General features: G+C 57.4%; 12 protein-coding genes. 9 read left to right on the top strand and 3 right to left on the bottom strand.

Translation table 11 applies throughout. The annotated features are described in order from the left end of the window. Window positions 1-5: 5 nt before the first annotated feature. Together VGM18_07320 and VGM18_07315 are read right to left on the bottom strand one after the other, a co-directional pair. Window positions 6-407, bottom strand: coding sequence for a hypothetical protein (locus VGM18_07320; GenBank protein ID HEY3972797.1), 402 nt, complete (start codon window positions 405-407; stop codon window positions 6-8). 147 nt (window positions 408-554) lie between these two features. After that, window positions 555-1,691, bottom strand: coding sequence for a hypothetical protein (locus VGM18_07315; GenBank protein ID HEY3972796.1), 1,137 nt, complete (start codon window positions 1,689-1,691; stop codon window positions 555-557). Window positions 1,692-1,832: 141 nt separating this feature from the next. Here VGM18_07315 and VGM18_07310 point away from each other — a divergent pair, with 141 nt between their 5' ends. The 3 genes from VGM18_07310 to VGM18_07300 all read left to right on the top strand — a co-directional run bounded on the left by VGM18_07310 (window position 1,833) and on the right by VGM18_07300 (window position 7,910). Continuing rightward, window positions 1,833-2,612: a molybdenum cofactor biosynthesis protein MoaE gene (locus VGM18_07310; protein HEY3972795.1), complete on the top strand. Its 780-nt coding sequence runs from the start codon at window positions 1,833-1,835 to the stop codon at window positions 2,610-2,612. Between the two features lie 207 nt (window positions 2,613-2,819). After that, window positions 2,820-3,872, top strand: a complete 1,053-nt coding sequence (locus VGM18_07305) for a VWA domain-containing protein (GenBank protein HEY3972794.1) — start codon at window positions 2,820-2,822, stop codon at window positions 3,870-3,872. A 420-nt stretch (window positions 3,873-4,292) separates the two neighbouring features. After that, window positions 4,293-7,910 (top strand): carboxypeptidase regulatory-like domain-containing protein, encoded by a 3,618-nt coding sequence (locus VGM18_07300; GenBank protein HEY3972793.1) that lies wholly within the window; start codon window positions 4,293-4,295, stop codon window positions 7,908-7,910. A 66-nt stretch (window positions 7,911-7,976) separates the two neighbouring features. On the opposite strand, the gene VGM18_07295 is transcribed toward VGM18_07300, so the two are convergent. Beyond that, complete coding sequence (locus tag VGM18_07295) at window positions 7,977-8,294, bottom strand: hypothetical protein (GenBank protein ID HEY3972792.1); 318 nt, start codon at window positions 8,292-8,294, stop codon at window positions 7,977-7,979. 303 nt (window positions 8,295-8,597) lie between these two features. Here VGM18_07295 and VGM18_07290 point away from each other — a divergent pair, with 303 nt between their 5' ends. The 6 genes from VGM18_07290 to VGM18_07265 all read left to right on the top strand — a co-directional run bounded on the left by VGM18_07290 (window position 8,598) and on the right by VGM18_07265 (window position 15,268). Further along, on the top strand, window positions 8,598-8,873 hold the full coding sequence (locus VGM18_07290) for an RNA chaperone Hfq (protein HEY3972791.1): 276 nt from the start codon (window positions 8,598-8,600) through the stop codon (window positions 8,871-8,873). A gap of 238 nt (window positions 8,874-9,111) precedes the next feature. Then, window positions 9,112-9,927: an inositol monophosphatase family protein gene (locus VGM18_07285; GenBank protein HEY3972790.1), complete on the top strand. Its 816-nt coding sequence runs from the start codon at window positions 9,112-9,114 to the stop codon at window positions 9,925-9,927. 262 nt (window positions 9,928-10,189) lie between these two features. Further along, window positions 10,190-12,304, top strand: coding sequence for an aconitase family protein (locus VGM18_07280; protein ID HEY3972789.1), 2,115 nt, complete (start codon window positions 10,190-10,192; stop codon window positions 12,302-12,304). A gap of 158 nt (window positions 12,305-12,462) precedes the next feature. Next, complete coding sequence (locus tag VGM18_07275) at window positions 12,463-13,587, top strand: kelch repeat-containing protein (GenBank protein ID HEY3972788.1); 1,125 nt, start codon at window positions 12,463-12,465, stop codon at window positions 13,585-13,587. A 190-nt stretch (window positions 13,588-13,777) separates the two neighbouring features. Continuing rightward, complete coding sequence (locus VGM18_07270; protein HEY3972787.1) at window positions 13,778-14,227, top strand: hypothetical protein; 450 nt, start codon at window positions 13,778-13,780, stop codon at window positions 14,225-14,227. Between the two features lie 354 nt (window positions 14,228-14,581). Further along, window positions 14,582-15,268: a hypothetical protein gene (locus VGM18_07265; protein ID HEY3972786.1), complete on the top strand. Its 687-nt coding sequence runs from the start codon at window positions 14,582-14,584 to the stop codon at window positions 15,266-15,268. The last annotated feature ends 11 nt before the right edge of the window (window positions 15,269-15,279 follow it).

The raw sequence follows: 15,279 nt of genomic DNA, 5'->3' as shown, positions 1-15,279 counted from the left end.
GATCGTTACTTTAACGGCGTAAAGGATTTCACGTCAGCTTCCGATGAAACGTGGCTTACGTAACCGACAGCGCCAGGGGTTTGGGCGACATATTCGATGAGCGCCGACTCCGAATCAAAAGTCTTGGGCATCGATCCCTGTCCCGTGAATATCACTTTGCGCCATTGCGCGCGGAATTCGTTAGGGTCTTCGCCACAATAGTTTCTTACAAAGACTTCGTGGGCCGGGCCCCCCTTCAAGATCACCGGCACCGCGTGGGACCCATCTGCGAATCTGCTTTTCTCTCCCGTAAAAATGGCGCGCAGGTCGGAAGCGTGGATTACCGTGACTTGCACGTTCCGATTGGCAATGAATACGACATCCTGGGCGCTGGCGGCAGGGCAGCAACCCACAAACGCCAGAAGCACGATTAACCACCGATTGTCGAACCGGCGATTAACGAACCGGCGATTGTCGAACCGGCGATTAACGAACCGGCGATCGACTGTCCGTCGATTTTGCAACCCTCGATTTGGATTCGTCACCAGTCGTCTCCTAATAAGCGCTCCGGGCTTCTAGAAGCTGAAACCGATCTTGGCCGCTAAAATATTCGAGTTTGGCTTCAGGCCACTCAGGTTCGTGCTGCCGTAGTAACCGAGTCCAGTTCCGTGCAGGAAGTGATCTTCGATCTTGCCGTAAAAGAAAGCGTTAAAGTCATAGCGCCCGGAGAGCACGCAATCTTTCGAGTAATCCTGCGGTAGGGACGTATCCGTCCCCTTATAAACGAAGTGGCTGTAATAACTTCCCAATTGAGTTTTTTTCGTAAGCCGATAGCTGCCCATGACAAACCAGGCGCGCAAATCCACCGGGGCCGCAAATACCGTTTGTTGATAGGTCACGATCGTGGTGAGCGGCGATCTCCGGTATTCCCCAGCGAAGTAAAACTTTCCCTTCTCAAACTGGGCATACTCCGCGTTGATGAGAGCGGGAGGGACGTGCACACTAATACCGGGCGCGGTTCCGTCGATGCTCTCGTCAACCGCGCTGGCTCCGATCGTCAATCCCGTTATCGGTGCTTCCCAACGCAGATCGCCGCCGTAAACTTTTCCGCTCGGAGGAGTCGCGAACGCGATTCCCCCGTCAGCAAGCTCTTTGAGGTAGCCGCCTTTGGGGTCCAGAGTGATCTGCCCCGCATATCCATCGTACTTAAGCCTTCCGCCGCGACTGCCAAGCGGGAGACCGCCGTACACTTCACCTCCCAGGTGCGACAAATAAAAGCTCTTGTTGTCAATCGGGTAAATGGATTGCGGCAGCAGGCACCATAGAAAGATCGCATCCACATCCTGCGAATCGTTGAACAAACCGACAACCGTCTTGACCTTGCCGGCCCGAACGCCAAAATAATCGTTGTATCTGTAATCTCCCGAAGCCCAATCGACTTGGATATAGGGGCTGCCAAGCTGACCCAGTTGATACATGTGCAACTGGATGCCAACGCGCAATTTGTCGCCCAGCGAATCGCTGACGCTGACCGCCCCGTCGGTCCACTGTAGGGTGCCCGAGCTTGACGGCATGGTTAAGTAATTGTTATGGGAACTGAAGAGGAAACCTTGGGTGGCAAAGCCGTGGATCTCAATGCCCGCCAAATCCTGTGCCTGCGAATCGCCCGTGCAGAGGCAGAACAGAACGAACAACGCCGCGCGTCGAAGCATAGAAGGTCCTTATGTGCTGTATCGGCGTTCCTCTACCGTATCTTTAGTGCGCGCTGCCAATCTTGCGTCCGCATTTCTTCCCGCGTCGGGAGCTCCTGCCGATCAGGCGAGGTCCACGGTAAACTAAATCTTGTGGTGCCTATGCGTGTGCGAGTCCTCTTCTTCGGGGTTTTGAAAGATGTCGTGGGAAAGGCGGCGGACTGGATCGAACTGCCGGAAGCCGCTTTGCTTGGCGACGTCCTCGTGCGTTACGCATCGCAAAATCCGCGATTGAAGGAACTCCTCCCCTCAATGGCTATGGCCGTGAACCAGCACTATGCGGGGCCGGAGACGAAATTGCAGGCCAACGATGAAATTGCGCTATTGCCCCCGGTAAGCGGGGGTGCTCCCGGCGGGGCAGACGAGACGCCAGCCCGACAACCGGCGGAGCCTGCCCTGAGCCAGACCGAGGGGAAGTCAGCGGGACGGCGGCTCTACGTTGAGATCGTCCGCCATTCCATCGAAACCCAGCCAATACTCGCCGACCTCAAGCACGGCTCAGACGGCGCGGCGCTGGTTTTTGAGGGAGTAGTGCGCAATCACACTCGCGGCCGGAAGACCCTCTATCTCGATTACGAAGCCTATGAGGAGATGGCGCTGGAACAAATGCAGTCTCTGGCGCGTCAGGCTTTGCAGCAATTTCCGATTCGCGACCTTCGCATTGTCCACCGCCTGGGACGGATGGAAATCGGCGAGACCAGCGTGCTGATCGTTGTCGCCTCGCCGCATCGCGCAGCCGCCTTCGATGCCTGCCGATGGCTTATCGATACCCTCAAGCGCACAGTGCCGATCTGGAAGAAGGAATATTTCGAAGATGGCGCCGTCTGGGCTGATGGCGAGCCTTTCCCGGCAGAAATTCCGCGGGCAAATTCCGGGACCTGAGGCAGCCCCGCGCTGCCATGCGCATCTAACTGGCCAGTTGCTGGGCGGTACGCTGTAGAGCTGTTCTCGCATCCAGCCGAAAGCCGCAACCGCAAAGTCCGCGGAGCAAGAGCCGCAAAGTTCGCGAAGGAAAAACAGAATCGAGCATTTGCGAATGCCGCGCGCGGCCTGGATGCCGCCGCCGCAAAGGTATAATTCGATCACTCGATGAGGAAATCCGCGACGATTCTGCTCCCGATGATTCTACTCATGATGGGCTGGCTGGTTTCCGTCTCCGGCCTAGGGGCGCAGGAGGCGGCGGTTGCTCAAGACCCGCATCCGCCAAATCAGGCTCAGCCAAATCAGCCGCAGCAAAACCAGAAGAATCCCGCGCCGCCGACTACGCCTGCATCCCAACGCCCCTCCGAACCGACCACCACTCTTCGCGTCGATGTCAAACTGGTCAACGTATTCGTGACCGTCACCGACGCCAACGGAGCGCCGATCGGCGGCCTGACAAAAGATAATTTCATTCTCAAAGAAGACGATCACGAGCAGAAAATCGCGGTCTTCGACAAAGAATCCGAGCTGCCGATTTCCATCGCCCTTGCCATCGACACCAGTTTGAGCACGCGCCACGATATGCCCGTGGAACAGGCTTCGGCCAAGCGGTTCGCCCACACCATTATGCGCCCGATTGACGCTCTCGCCGTCTACGGTTTCAGCGAGGATGTGCATGACGCCACACACGGTTTTACTCCGGATCTGAAACACATCGACGAGAGCATCGAGCACATTCGCATGGGGGCGGCGACCGCTCTCTACGACGCCATCTACGTGGCGTCACGTGCGCTCGACAAACGCAAGGGGCGCAAGGTGATTGTCCTGATCACCGACGGCGACGACACGATCAGCAAGGTTGATTACAAGGAGGCGGTGCGCGCGGCGGAAGAGGCCGAGGCCCTGGTCTACTCGATCATCATCGTCCCCATTGAAAACAGCGCCGGACGCGAAATCGGCGGCGAACACGCCTTGATCCAGCTTTCCGAAGACACCGGAGGGAGATACTACTACGCGACTTCCACGTCGCAACTGGACGACGCGTTCCACAAAATCAGCGACGAACTGCGCACGCAATATCTGCTGGCATACTATCCGTCGCAGCGTAGATCGTTCTCGGAGTTCCGCCGCATCGAGGTAAAGATCGCAGACGTACCCCATGCAGACACGTATCGCGTCCGCCACCGCGTGGGCTATTACACGACAAAATCAAGTTTTTGAGATGCGGCGGACTCGCCATGGGTTGTCGGACTCAAAGAATCGCAACATAACAGCGGGATTTTTCTTACGAAACAAATGCTTGCAACTTTGATTAAACAGCGGAGTTGATTTGTAATTCTTTGTATTCCGAGAGCGCGCCTACTGCATTTGGAATTTCCTGTTAGGATCGCTGGCCTGCTTTTTTCTCTTTCGTGCGCTCCGCCGTGCTGTAAGCGGTTGCAGAAAGTGGAGGATAGATAAATACCTCAGCACCGCAGCAAAGCTGGCTGATAAATTGCAATAACTGGTGGCAACACGCAACGAAGTGCTTGGATGGCGCCCTAACACCACGGTTGACGTTGTTGCGAGCTGTGTGGAGCGATGCCGCTGCCAACTCGTGACCCTGCGGACATTCTTATGGAAAATCAAGGAAGGTGGACGATGCTGAACCTGAATTTCTCAAACCTTCATGCGCAACGGAACTCGTCGCAAGGTTGGTTCTTGCTGGCGCTATTGCTGGTCACAACCGCCCTCATGTTTTCAACGCCGGCGTCGGCCCAGAGCACGGTTGGCACCGGCAGCATTGTAGGCACGGTGACCGACCCAAGCGGAGCTGTTGTGAATGGTGCGGCCGTAACCATTACGAACGTGGCCACCTCACAGGTCGTAAGCGTTAGTTCGAATGCTTCCGGTGCGTTCAACTCCGGGGCGCTGACGCCGGGCAATTACAAGGTGCAGGTTACGGCTAAAAGCTTCAGCGGGGCAAGCGAAGTAGTTACGGTTCAGGTAGGGAATACGTCCACGTTTAATCCGAAGCTACAATTGGGTCAGGAGAGCCAAATTATCGAAGTGCAGGCGAGCGATGTGCAGGTCAATACGGAGCAGGCCAGCGTGCAGGGAGTTCTGACCGCGGGACAAATCGACAACCTGCCGGTCAACGGCCGCAATTTCCTCGACTTGGCCCAACTGGAACCGGGAGTTCAGATTCAGGATGGCACCAATTTCGATCCGACCAAAGTCGGGTACTCGTCGATTTCATTCGGCGGCCGCTTCGGGCGCAGTGCGCGCATCCAAGTGGATGGCGTCGATGTAAGCGACGAAACGGTCGGGACAACGACCCAGGACATCCCAGCCAGCGCCATTGGGGAATTCCAACTCACCCAGTCCAAGATGGATCTTTCTAACGATCTAACTTCTTCTGGCGCAGTGAACGTGACCACGAAGTCCGGAACCAACAATTATCACGGCGATGCATTCGGTTATTTCCGCGATCATACTGCGATCGCGGCTGCTCTTCCCACCCCTCCAGGCCTTTCCGCGCCCGGCTTCCAGCGCAACCAGTTTGGTGGCGACTTAGGTGGCCCGGTGATAAAAGATAAATTGTTCTTCTTCGCGGACGGCGAGCGCACGCTGAACAACTTGCAGGCGCCGGTTTCGCTGCCCGACCCGTTTACGCCTGATTCCGGATTCTTCAACGCTCCCTTTCGCGAAACCGAGCTTCTGGGCAAAGTGGACTACACGCTGAGCAGCAACGCCAAGCTGTTTTATCGGTTCAATTACTTTGCGAATCTCACTGACGCCACCTTTTTCTCGGGCAGCTTCATGGTTTACGCCAATAAAGACGATAGCCGGTCGCATGTACTGGGACTCGACTTCACGAAAGGCAGCTTTTCGCACAGCATTCGCTTTGAATATTTGAAGTTTCAGAACCAGATCCGGAATGGTGATGCCGGCCAGCCCTTCTCGCAATCAGGTCTGACCCTGTTCAACGGACCGTTTTCGGGGGGACCGAACTATCTGGCTCCTCAGTCCACCCCACAGAGTGATCACGAATACAAATACGACGGCAGCAAGATTGTTCGCACCCATATTGTCCGCTTCGGAGCGACTTTCAACCACATCCAAGGCGGTGGCTTCGCCAGCTTTTTCAGCGTCGCGCCGGTTGTAACTTCCGCGCCCAACCTGCTGGATCCGAGTTGCGTGGCCGTGAGCCCGTCTTGTCCAGCCGGACCGGACGGCACGACCGCGTCGAATTTCCTGAATTACGATGTGCAGTCCATCACCATTGGCAACGGAATCGGCTACTCGACCACGCAAGCGGCATTCGGATTTCCCGCCGGCGGACTTGGCCCGGACAACCGCATCGCCTTCTACATCGGCGACAGCTGGAAGATCAAGCACAACCTCAACATTGAAGCGGGGCTGCGCTATGTGCGCGATACCGGTCGCAACGACGCGGACTTGCCTGGAATCCCGGCGCTCAATGGATTGGTTTCGTCGTTTCAAAATCTGGGTGCTCGAATCCGGCAGCCTAATCTTAATTTCGCCCCGCAATTGGGCTTGGCCTGGGATCCTTCAGGCAATGGCAAAACCGTGATTCGCGCGGGTGCCGGACTCTATTACGAGAACACGATCTGGAACAACGTTCTGTTCGACCGCCCGACTCGGGAAGCAACCGGCGCATTCCTGCAAACCACAGGAGCTTGTGCCGGGGTCGGCGCCGCGGGTCCTCCTATAGCGATTCCCGGCGGCTCAATTCCTGTGCCGAATGGCGTATGCGGCAACAATGGCGCTCCGATCACGATCGGGGCGGCAGCGGCGAATATCATCGCACTGGAACATACTTACCAGTCAGACTATCCGTTCACCCCGACCCTTCAGAACGGAGGCTATATTCCTAGTCTCTTGAGTCAGGGCCTCGGGATCGGAACGAACGCAGCCCCTGCCACATTTGCGCCAAACTTTCAAACCCCGCGTTCCCTGCAAATGAACGTAGGATTTCAGCGCGAAATCAAACGTGGCATGGTTTTGAGCGTTGATTATCTTCGCAACGTTGAAACGCATTCTCTGCTGGGAGTGGATTTGAATCACACTGGCGACACCCGTTACTTCAACAAGAACGGCGCGCTAGCGGCGATCTCCGCCACCAATCATGCTTTTGGATGTGGCTTCGGGACGGATTCGGGTTCCATCGACTGCGCAATCGGCGCAGGAGCCACCATGGCTAGCTATGCGGCTAACGGTCTGGATACAACCGCAGAATTGGGAGCATACGTCCCCGCCAACCCCAGTCTAACGAGTTGCCCGATGGTCGGTTGCGCTTTCCCCGGCCTCAATTCCACGGTTTCCAACCTCAACTTCCTGCTTCCCATCGGGCGCTCGGTCTACAATGCGCTTGACTTCAAGCTGGTACAGAACGTCAACAATCCTTTCAAGGGAGTTCGAAACGCGAACTTCCAATTTGCATATAGCTTATCGAGGTTCGTGAATCCCGGCGGCGCCAACCCCGTCGGTCAACCCGCAAATTACCAGCAAGGCTCTGACCAGGACTTCGTGATCGGCGCGGCGGACAATGCCAATCCTCTGCGCTACATGGGACCGTCCACTCTGGATCGTACGCATCAGATTTCTTTCGGCGGCAATTTTGGTTTGCCGTGGAACTTCCAAACCGGCTTGATCGCCCATTTCTACAGCCCGCTTTCGACGCCGCTTGTAGTGCCCAATTCAGGGCTGGGAGACGGCGAAATATTCCGCACGGACTTCACCGGTGACGGCACCACGCAGGATTTCATTCCTGGCACAAAGAACGGCGCGTTTATGCGTGATGTGAGTGTCAGCGGCCTAACCAACGTGATCAACAACTACAACCACACCGTGGCGGGACAACCTACCCCCGCCGGACAGGTGCTGATTTCAAATGGTCTCTTTACCGCTCAGGAACTGGCGAACGCTGGCGGCGTGGCTCCCACGCTCCCCCAACCGGTTACCGGTACGGTCGGCTTGGCCTGGTTGAAGGATGTGGACCTCTCGCTAAGCTGGAAGTATAGGATTGCGGAGAAGGTGACCATTCAGCCGGGGATTGGCTTCTTTAATGTATTCAACTTTGCCAATTTCGATCTTCCCCCGAATGTCCTAAGCCCCTACCTCACAGGGCAGCAGGGTAACATCGGTGGCACGAACTATGCGCAGACACAAAATGTTCGAGTTGGAGCGGGCACCGGCGTATACGGGCTGGGCTCTCCTCGAGTGGCGGAGTTCAACTTGAAGATCACTTTTTAACTGGCTTCAGGTTCGAAAGGCCATCAGTCGGCATGACTGGTGGCCTTCTTTTTTGATGCATGAGGTCTACGGTCTGAGTTCGCCGCGCAGGTGCTTGGAGAGCTTTTCAATCTGTTTTAGTTTTTCGATCACATCTTTGGGCAGCATGCCTTTGCGGACGCTGGCTACATCGGCGGGAATGCTTTGCGCGGTGCGGGCCAGGTCGTCGGCCTCGCTCTGTAATTTTTCGAAATCGACCCGCCTCATCGGAATCGCCGGCGGTTGATCGGGCGTCTCGTGATTCTGTGGCTCGGGAGGTGTCGGAAAGTTGCCTCGTTGCGGTGTTGCTGGGGTAACGAAAAGTCCGAGCATAATGAGTCCTGCGCGCACAGCCGAGTTCTTCACGGGACGCCTCCTTCCGAACGTTACGCGAAAGATCGCAGATTTAAAGATCGCAGAATCAAAGCCCGCGGAATTTAAAGATCGCAGAGTCAAAAGATCGCAGAATTAAGGACCGCAGAATTGCGTTGACTCTGCCGTTTCAGGCATTGTAATCCCGCTTGGTGGAGGGGCGGACACCCCGTCCGCCCCGGCGGAGCGAAGCTCCGCCGTTCGGCGCTAGTGAGCTCTTGAAAAACCACCGCAATAAGTGTCCGCCGTTCGACCACCGCTACAATTCTCACCCGACGCATTGTGTACAATGCCTGCATGCCGTTCCGCCCTCCCCAAGCAAATCCAAATTCCTCCAAACGCAGCCGGACTCCTCCTCCCGAAGATACTTTCGAAGAGGCCGCGTTCCTGAAAGCGCTGGGGGAAAAGCAAAAATCGGTATCCGTCAAGCTGATGGACGGCCAGATGGTTCACGGATGGATCGAGTACTACGACAAGCACATGGTGCGACTTACCCGCGAAGGAGCGCCCAATCTCTTTATCTTCAAGCACGAGATTATGTATATCGTGGAAGAGGGCGGGAAGCGGAAGTAGCGGGCAGCAGGCAGCGGGCGTCGGACCTCAGACTTCGGTCCTCAGGCTCCGACACTCGCCGACTTCTTGAAATAAGCTGACTTCTTGAAATAAATGGAACCATAAGAAACATGTCCTTATACCCGTAAACCGCACCACCGTGCTGAGATCTGGGGTCTGAGGACCGACGCCCGAGGTCTGACGACTGATGCCTGACGCCCGACTCCCGACGCCCGCTTCAACAAGCTTCCTCCCCGCCATGTCCGCCATCGCGCGCGAGGCAGGTGCGCTGCTCCTCACTTATTTCCAGCAAGGGCTGAAGATTGAATACAAGGGCGACGCCGATCTCGTGACGGCGGCCGATCGCGCCGCCGAAAAGTTAATTCGCGAGCGCATCACGCAGCAGTTCCGGACGCATGACGTATTGGGCGAAGAGCAGGGACTGAACGATCAGGGAAGCGACTACCGCTGGTACGTCGACCCGCTGGATGGCACGACGAATTTTGCCCACGGGTATCCGGTATTCTGCGTGTCGATGGCTTTAGAACATCGGGCTGCCGGAACGCCAGGAACCCGCGTTGCCGGGGTCGTCTATGATCCCACGCGCGACGAACTTTTCACGGCCGAGCAGGGAAGAGGCGCGCAGCTCAACGGCCGGCCGATCCGCGTTTCGAAGGCTACGCAATTGAAGGAATGCCTGCTCGCGACCGGGTTCCCCAGTCACAAGCGGCACAAGAATCCGAACATTCATTTTTATCACCAGATCACGTTGCGTTCGCACGGCGTGCGGCGCGCGGGATCGGCGGCGTTAGATTTGTGCAACGTCGCCAGCGGACGCTTCGACGGTTTCTGGGAATTCAATCTCAATCCCTGGGACACCGCTGCGGGCGCGCTGATCGTCGAAGAGGCCGGCGGCAAGGTCAGCCGTTTCGACGGATCTGCGTTTGAACTTGACAGCCGCGAGACGCTGGCATCGAATGGATTAGTGCACGACGAACTGCTGCGCGAATTCCGTGAAATCTTCGGAGGGCGCGGCCTGGAGCCGCTGCCCGTTCCCGGCGAATACAAGCGGTAACCAAGCCGCCGAGAGCCGCACTCAGAATTCTTAGCTTCCTTTGCGGCATTTCCTTAGCTTTCTTTACGTTTAAGGTTTGATTTGCGCGGCAAACGAAAGCGAAAGCCAAAGCTGCAAAGCGCGCCAAGAACTGCCGCAAAGCGCGCCAAGATTGCACTTAGCACGCTACCGCGAATTCAGGAAGATTCAAAAGACGCGTTACAATGACCATAGGGCGCCGATCCGCTCCGGCGGCCGAATCCAGAACCCCTCAGGTTTAACCGTGATTAACTCGCTCCTCGAACGCAAGATCGAAAAGCGCCCCGACAAAGTTCGGCTCCAGGGACGCATTCTTTTTCTCACCGAAGATCCAGAACTGATCAAGCGGCAACTGGCAGGCGAAGACCTGCCTTGGGATACGAAGCATCCCGAAAAGAATCCCAAACTGCGCGATGACATTTCGACCGACGAGATCACGCCGGCGCACTATTGTTTTTATTTTGACGAGACGCTGGGCGAGATTCCTTATCTCGGATTGAAATGCGGCAGCGTTACGCCCATCGGCCGCGGCGAGGTAAAGCGCGGCGGCTTCGTGTGCGCGGTGAGCGGAAAGCGGCGCGGCAAGGGCTCAAGCCGCGAGCAGTCTCCCTATGCCGAGATGTGCGCCGGCATTCAAGTGGTGATCGCTGAAAACATCGAACGCATCTACAAGCAGAATTGCCAGAACCTGGGCCTTCTCACCTCGACGAGTTTTTCTTTGATCGACCGCATTCGCAGCGGGGAAGAGATTGCGCTGAGCGAATTCACCGCCGGCGAGGATGAGATTACGCGCCAAGTGATCGAATATGGCGGCCTGTTTCCCTTCAATGTTGCGCGCATGCAGGGTAAGGTATTCTTGCCGCCGATCGAGAACGCGGGCAAGACCGCCCGCGCCACACTGCCCATGACGGTAGCAGAGAAGATCTTCGCCCGTCACATGATCCGCCCCAACGTGGGGACGGACGCATTCGTCCGTCCGGCCGAGCGCAGCGAGGCCGGCCCCGAAGCCGGAGTAGACAAAGTCGGAGTTCCCTCCGTTAAGCCCGGCGACACGGGCTTCGCCCGCGCCGATCTGCGCTTTAGCCACGAATACGTCACGCCCATGGCCGCGATTTTCTTCGAGCGCTACGTAGGCAAGGACGCGAAGGTCAACGATCCCTCGAGCATCATCTTTTTCCGCGATCACCTGACGTTTCTCGACGAAGTGATTTCCGAAGAGAAGAAAAAGCTCGGCCTGCTCGACCTGGCGACGCAACTCAAACTCAAGCAGCAGGACTTCGCCGCCAAGCAGGGCATTCGTCTACACGGCGAATTGACCGACCGCAAAGGCTCCGAGGGCATTTGCCACTCGATCGTGCTCGAAAGTTATGCGCTGCCGGGGCAGTTGAATATCGGCTCCGACTCGCACACTCCGCATGTGGGCGCGATTGGCTGCGTGGCCTTCGGCATCGGCACCACCGATGTGTTCAATTCGTGGATCACAAAGGACGTGCGCGTGAAAGTTCCCGAGTCGGTGCGCATCGTGATTCGCGGCAAGAAAAACGCGAACGTCACTGCGAAAGATTTCATCCTCAAGATTTTGAGCCTCGATTACGTGCGCAGCGGCAAAGCGCTGGCCAAAGTGATGGAATATGCGGGCGAGGCCATCGAAGAGTTGAGCGTCGACGAGCGCGCCACCATGACAAACATGGCGGCGGAGATTGGCGGATTTACTGGCATCGTTGCTCCCGACAAAAAGGCCGTAGATTTCCTCGTCGAGCGCCGCGGCATGGACCGAAAAAAAGCCGAGGCGATGATCGAAGGCCTATACAGCGATCCGGGAGCGCAGTACGCGCACATCATAGAACTCGATGCGGCGGAGATCACGCCCATGGTCGCTACACCGGGCGATCCAGGAAATGGAAAATATATTCGCGAACTGAATACGCCGGTGCCGATTGAGATTGCCTACGGCGGCACCTGCACCGCCGGCAAGAACGAAGACATGGACATGTACGCGCTGGTTCTAGCCGACGCCCTCAAACATGGCAAGCGCGTGTCCGATTCGGTGCAGTTCTACATCCAATTCGGATCGCAGGAGACGCGCGAATACTGCCTGCGCCGCGGATATCTGGACGTGTTCCAGAAATCTGGCGCGCACGTGATCGAGCCCAGTTGCGGAGCCTGCATCAATGCCGGGCCGGGAGTGTCGACGCGTCCCGATCAGGTCGTGATCAGCGCCCAGAACCGCAACTTTCCCGGCCGCAGCGGGCCCGGGCAGATGTATCTTGCTTCACCGCTGACGGTGGCAGCAAGCGCGGTGGCGGGATACATCGTGGAGTATGAGCCGAGCGAGACGAAGGAGTTAGTGGGAGCCTAGAACAAATCGAAAACGCGAATAGCTCCTGTGGGAAGCGTGCTTTCGTGTACCTTCCCGCACAACAACGCGGGTTCCGCAGACATCTATTCCGCGGCCTGGGTTTCTCGTCCCGCTAACGCCCTGCATACAAAACCGTCTGATTTCTCATAGGAGGGCCCATGAACCGCTCCCACCTACCGCTTGTCACATGCCTCACCGTCAGTTTCGCTCTAGCCGCTGCGGTATTCCGAGCCAGCACTCCAACGTCTGCAATGTCGGCAAGTTCAAGCGCTGGCTCACTGACTCCGGTGTCGCCAATGCTGGAGCCTCGTTCCGGCCACAGCGCGACTCTGCTTCCCAACGGCAAAGTTTTTATCGCAGGTGGCATGCGGCGCAATCAAGATTTCTATAAATCCGCCGAGCTCTACGATCCGGCGACCGGCAAATTTCAACCAGCCGGCGAGATGCATGAGCGCCGCGTCGGTCATATCGCGGTTCTGTTGCCGTCGGGAAAAGTCCTGATCGCGGGAGGCTGGGTGGGTATGGGCGGAACCGATTCGGCAGAGTTGTATGATCCGGCGATCGGAAAATTCAAGGTTATCGGGAAGATGACCGTTCCTCGCGGTCGCCCAAGCGCGACACTTCTGGCCAACGGCGACGTGCTGATTGCCAGCGGAGAAATCCGCGATAACGAATCCCTCGCCTCGGCGGAAATCTTCCACGCGTCGAGTCTGACCTTTCAGGCATCCGGAGCTATGCACCACGCCCGCATCGCCCACACGGCAACTCTGCTGGAGGACGGCCGCGTCCTGATTGCCGGAGGCTACAGCGACAGCGTTCTTTCGGGCGCCGAGTTGTACGATCCCAAGACCGGAAAGTTTACGGAAACCGGGAATATGGCTATCCCCCGCTGCAAGCACACGGCTGGACTTCTGCCGGATGGGAGAGTGCTCATCGCGGGGGGCTCCGACGAACGCGGCTGGAATGGGAATCTGAACGCGGCCGAGATTTATGATCCGCGCACGGGGAAGTTCACGGCGGCGGCGTCGCTGAACGATAAGCGCTTCAAGTTGCCCGATGAGGCTGTGCAGTTACCTTCCGGAAAGCTGCTGATTGCCGGCGGAAGTAAAGAAGTGGAAGTCTTCGATCCGGCGAGCGGGAAGTTCCTGGTGGCGTCTGGACAGATGAGCGATTCCTGGCATTACCTGTCCGAGACCAAACTGCGCGATGGCAGCGTGCTGCTCGCAGGGGGATATCCGAACAACCCGGACGCTACGGCGCAAGCCTGGATTTACCGCCCCTAGACCCTTAAAAAAACGAAACGGTTGGTTCCTGCTTTTGCCGAAGTCTTGTAAGTGGTTGAATTTGAGCGGGATGGCTGAAATTAGCCACCCTGGCTCCCGCAACTTTTTCCCTCCTGAACGGTTCAAATTTGTAGATAGATCGAGCTTCCGGATCTGGACGAGGTGACCGGATCTGAAGCGGGAGGTGAATATGCGTTACTTGAAATATGTTGCGTTGGTGGCGGTGCTGATGGTTCCGCTGGCGTATTCGCAAGCACAGGTTCGAGTCGGGATTGGCGTTGGCCCGGTGGGAGTTGGCATTGCTGCGGGTGCTCCGGTCTGTGCGTATGGATACTATGGATACGCCCCCTACGCTTGCGCACCCTATGGCTACTACAGTCCTGACTGGTTTGTGGGAGGTGTGTTCGTCGGGGCCGGACCGTGGTTTCATGGGCCGGCGTGGTTAGGCGGTTGGGGGCGAGCGAACGGCTGGTATGGTCGCCCGTGGTACGGTCATGCCGGATGGGGACGCGCGTGGGCGGGTCGTGGTTTCGTGGCCCATGGTCCGGTCGGCCATGGTCCGGTCGGCCATGGCCCAGTCGGCGGATTCCGCGGCGGGGCAGTAGCGCGCGGCGGTTTCCACGGCGGCGGACGCCGGTAATGGCCTGCGCTCAATCGCGTCCCAACCACTAGCCTGATATAGGAGCACAGCGGAACGATCTCGCTGTGCTCTTGCCGTTTAAGACCAGGCTCATTCTTTTCCCAGAGCCTGGAGGCAGCAGGATCGACTCAAGGATGTCCCTCCCGCAGGCATAGCGGCTTGTAAGTGGTTGAATTTGGGCGGGATGGTTGAAATGAGCCACTCCAATCTTGCAACTTTTCTTCGCCTGCCGCGTTCAAATAACTAGAAGCCAGTGGCCCGACGGGATGGTCAAAAGGCGACCACCAAGACCACGGTCTTTGAAGGTTTCCAGTTTCGATAGGACTGCGCGAATCTGGAGCCAAGGGGGTTCATATGCGTTACATAAAATATTTAGCGATGCTGGTCGTGCTGATGCTGCCGCTGACTTATTCGCAGGCACAGTCGGACAACGGTCCGGCTTACGACGATCAGAATCAGAACCAGACTTATAATCAGAACCAGACCTACTCCGATCAGGGCAACCAGGGCTACAACAACCAGCCCAATCAACCTTACCCGAATCAGCAATACCCGAATCGACAATACAACGATCAGCAAAACGATCAGCAGAACGATCAGCAATATGATCAGGGTTACGATCAGGCGTATGCGGCGCCTCCCGTATGCTCATACGGGTATTATTCTTATTATCCGTACGCTTGCGCGCCCTACGGATTCTACGGTCCGCGCTGGTTCGTGAACGGAGTCTTTATCGGCGCCGGTCCCTGGTACGGCTGGGGCTGGGGTTGGGGACATGGCTACTGGGGCCGTGGATACTACGGTCGCGGTTTTGTAGGCGGTCGTGGCTTCTATGGACGCGGCTTTGTAGGCGGACGCGGCTTTGCCCGCGGCGGCTATGGTCGCGGTTCCGTTGGCGGTTTTCATGGCGGCGCAGTCCGCGGCGGCGGCAGCTTCCACGGTGGCGGAGCGCGCGGCGGCGGTGGCTTCCACGGTGGCGGTGGCTTCCACGGTGGCGGTGGCTTCCATGGCGGCGGTGGGCATGGCGGCGGACATCGCTAAGAAATCCGAGT

This window comes from Candidatus Sulfotelmatobacter sp., from assembly GCA_036500765.1.
Classification (GTDB): Bacteria; Acidobacteriota; Terriglobia; order Terriglobales; family Acidobacteriaceae; genus Sulfotelmatobacter.
Note: the sequence above shows the minus strand (reverse complement) of the source record. Positions and strands in the feature narration are given on the sequence as shown.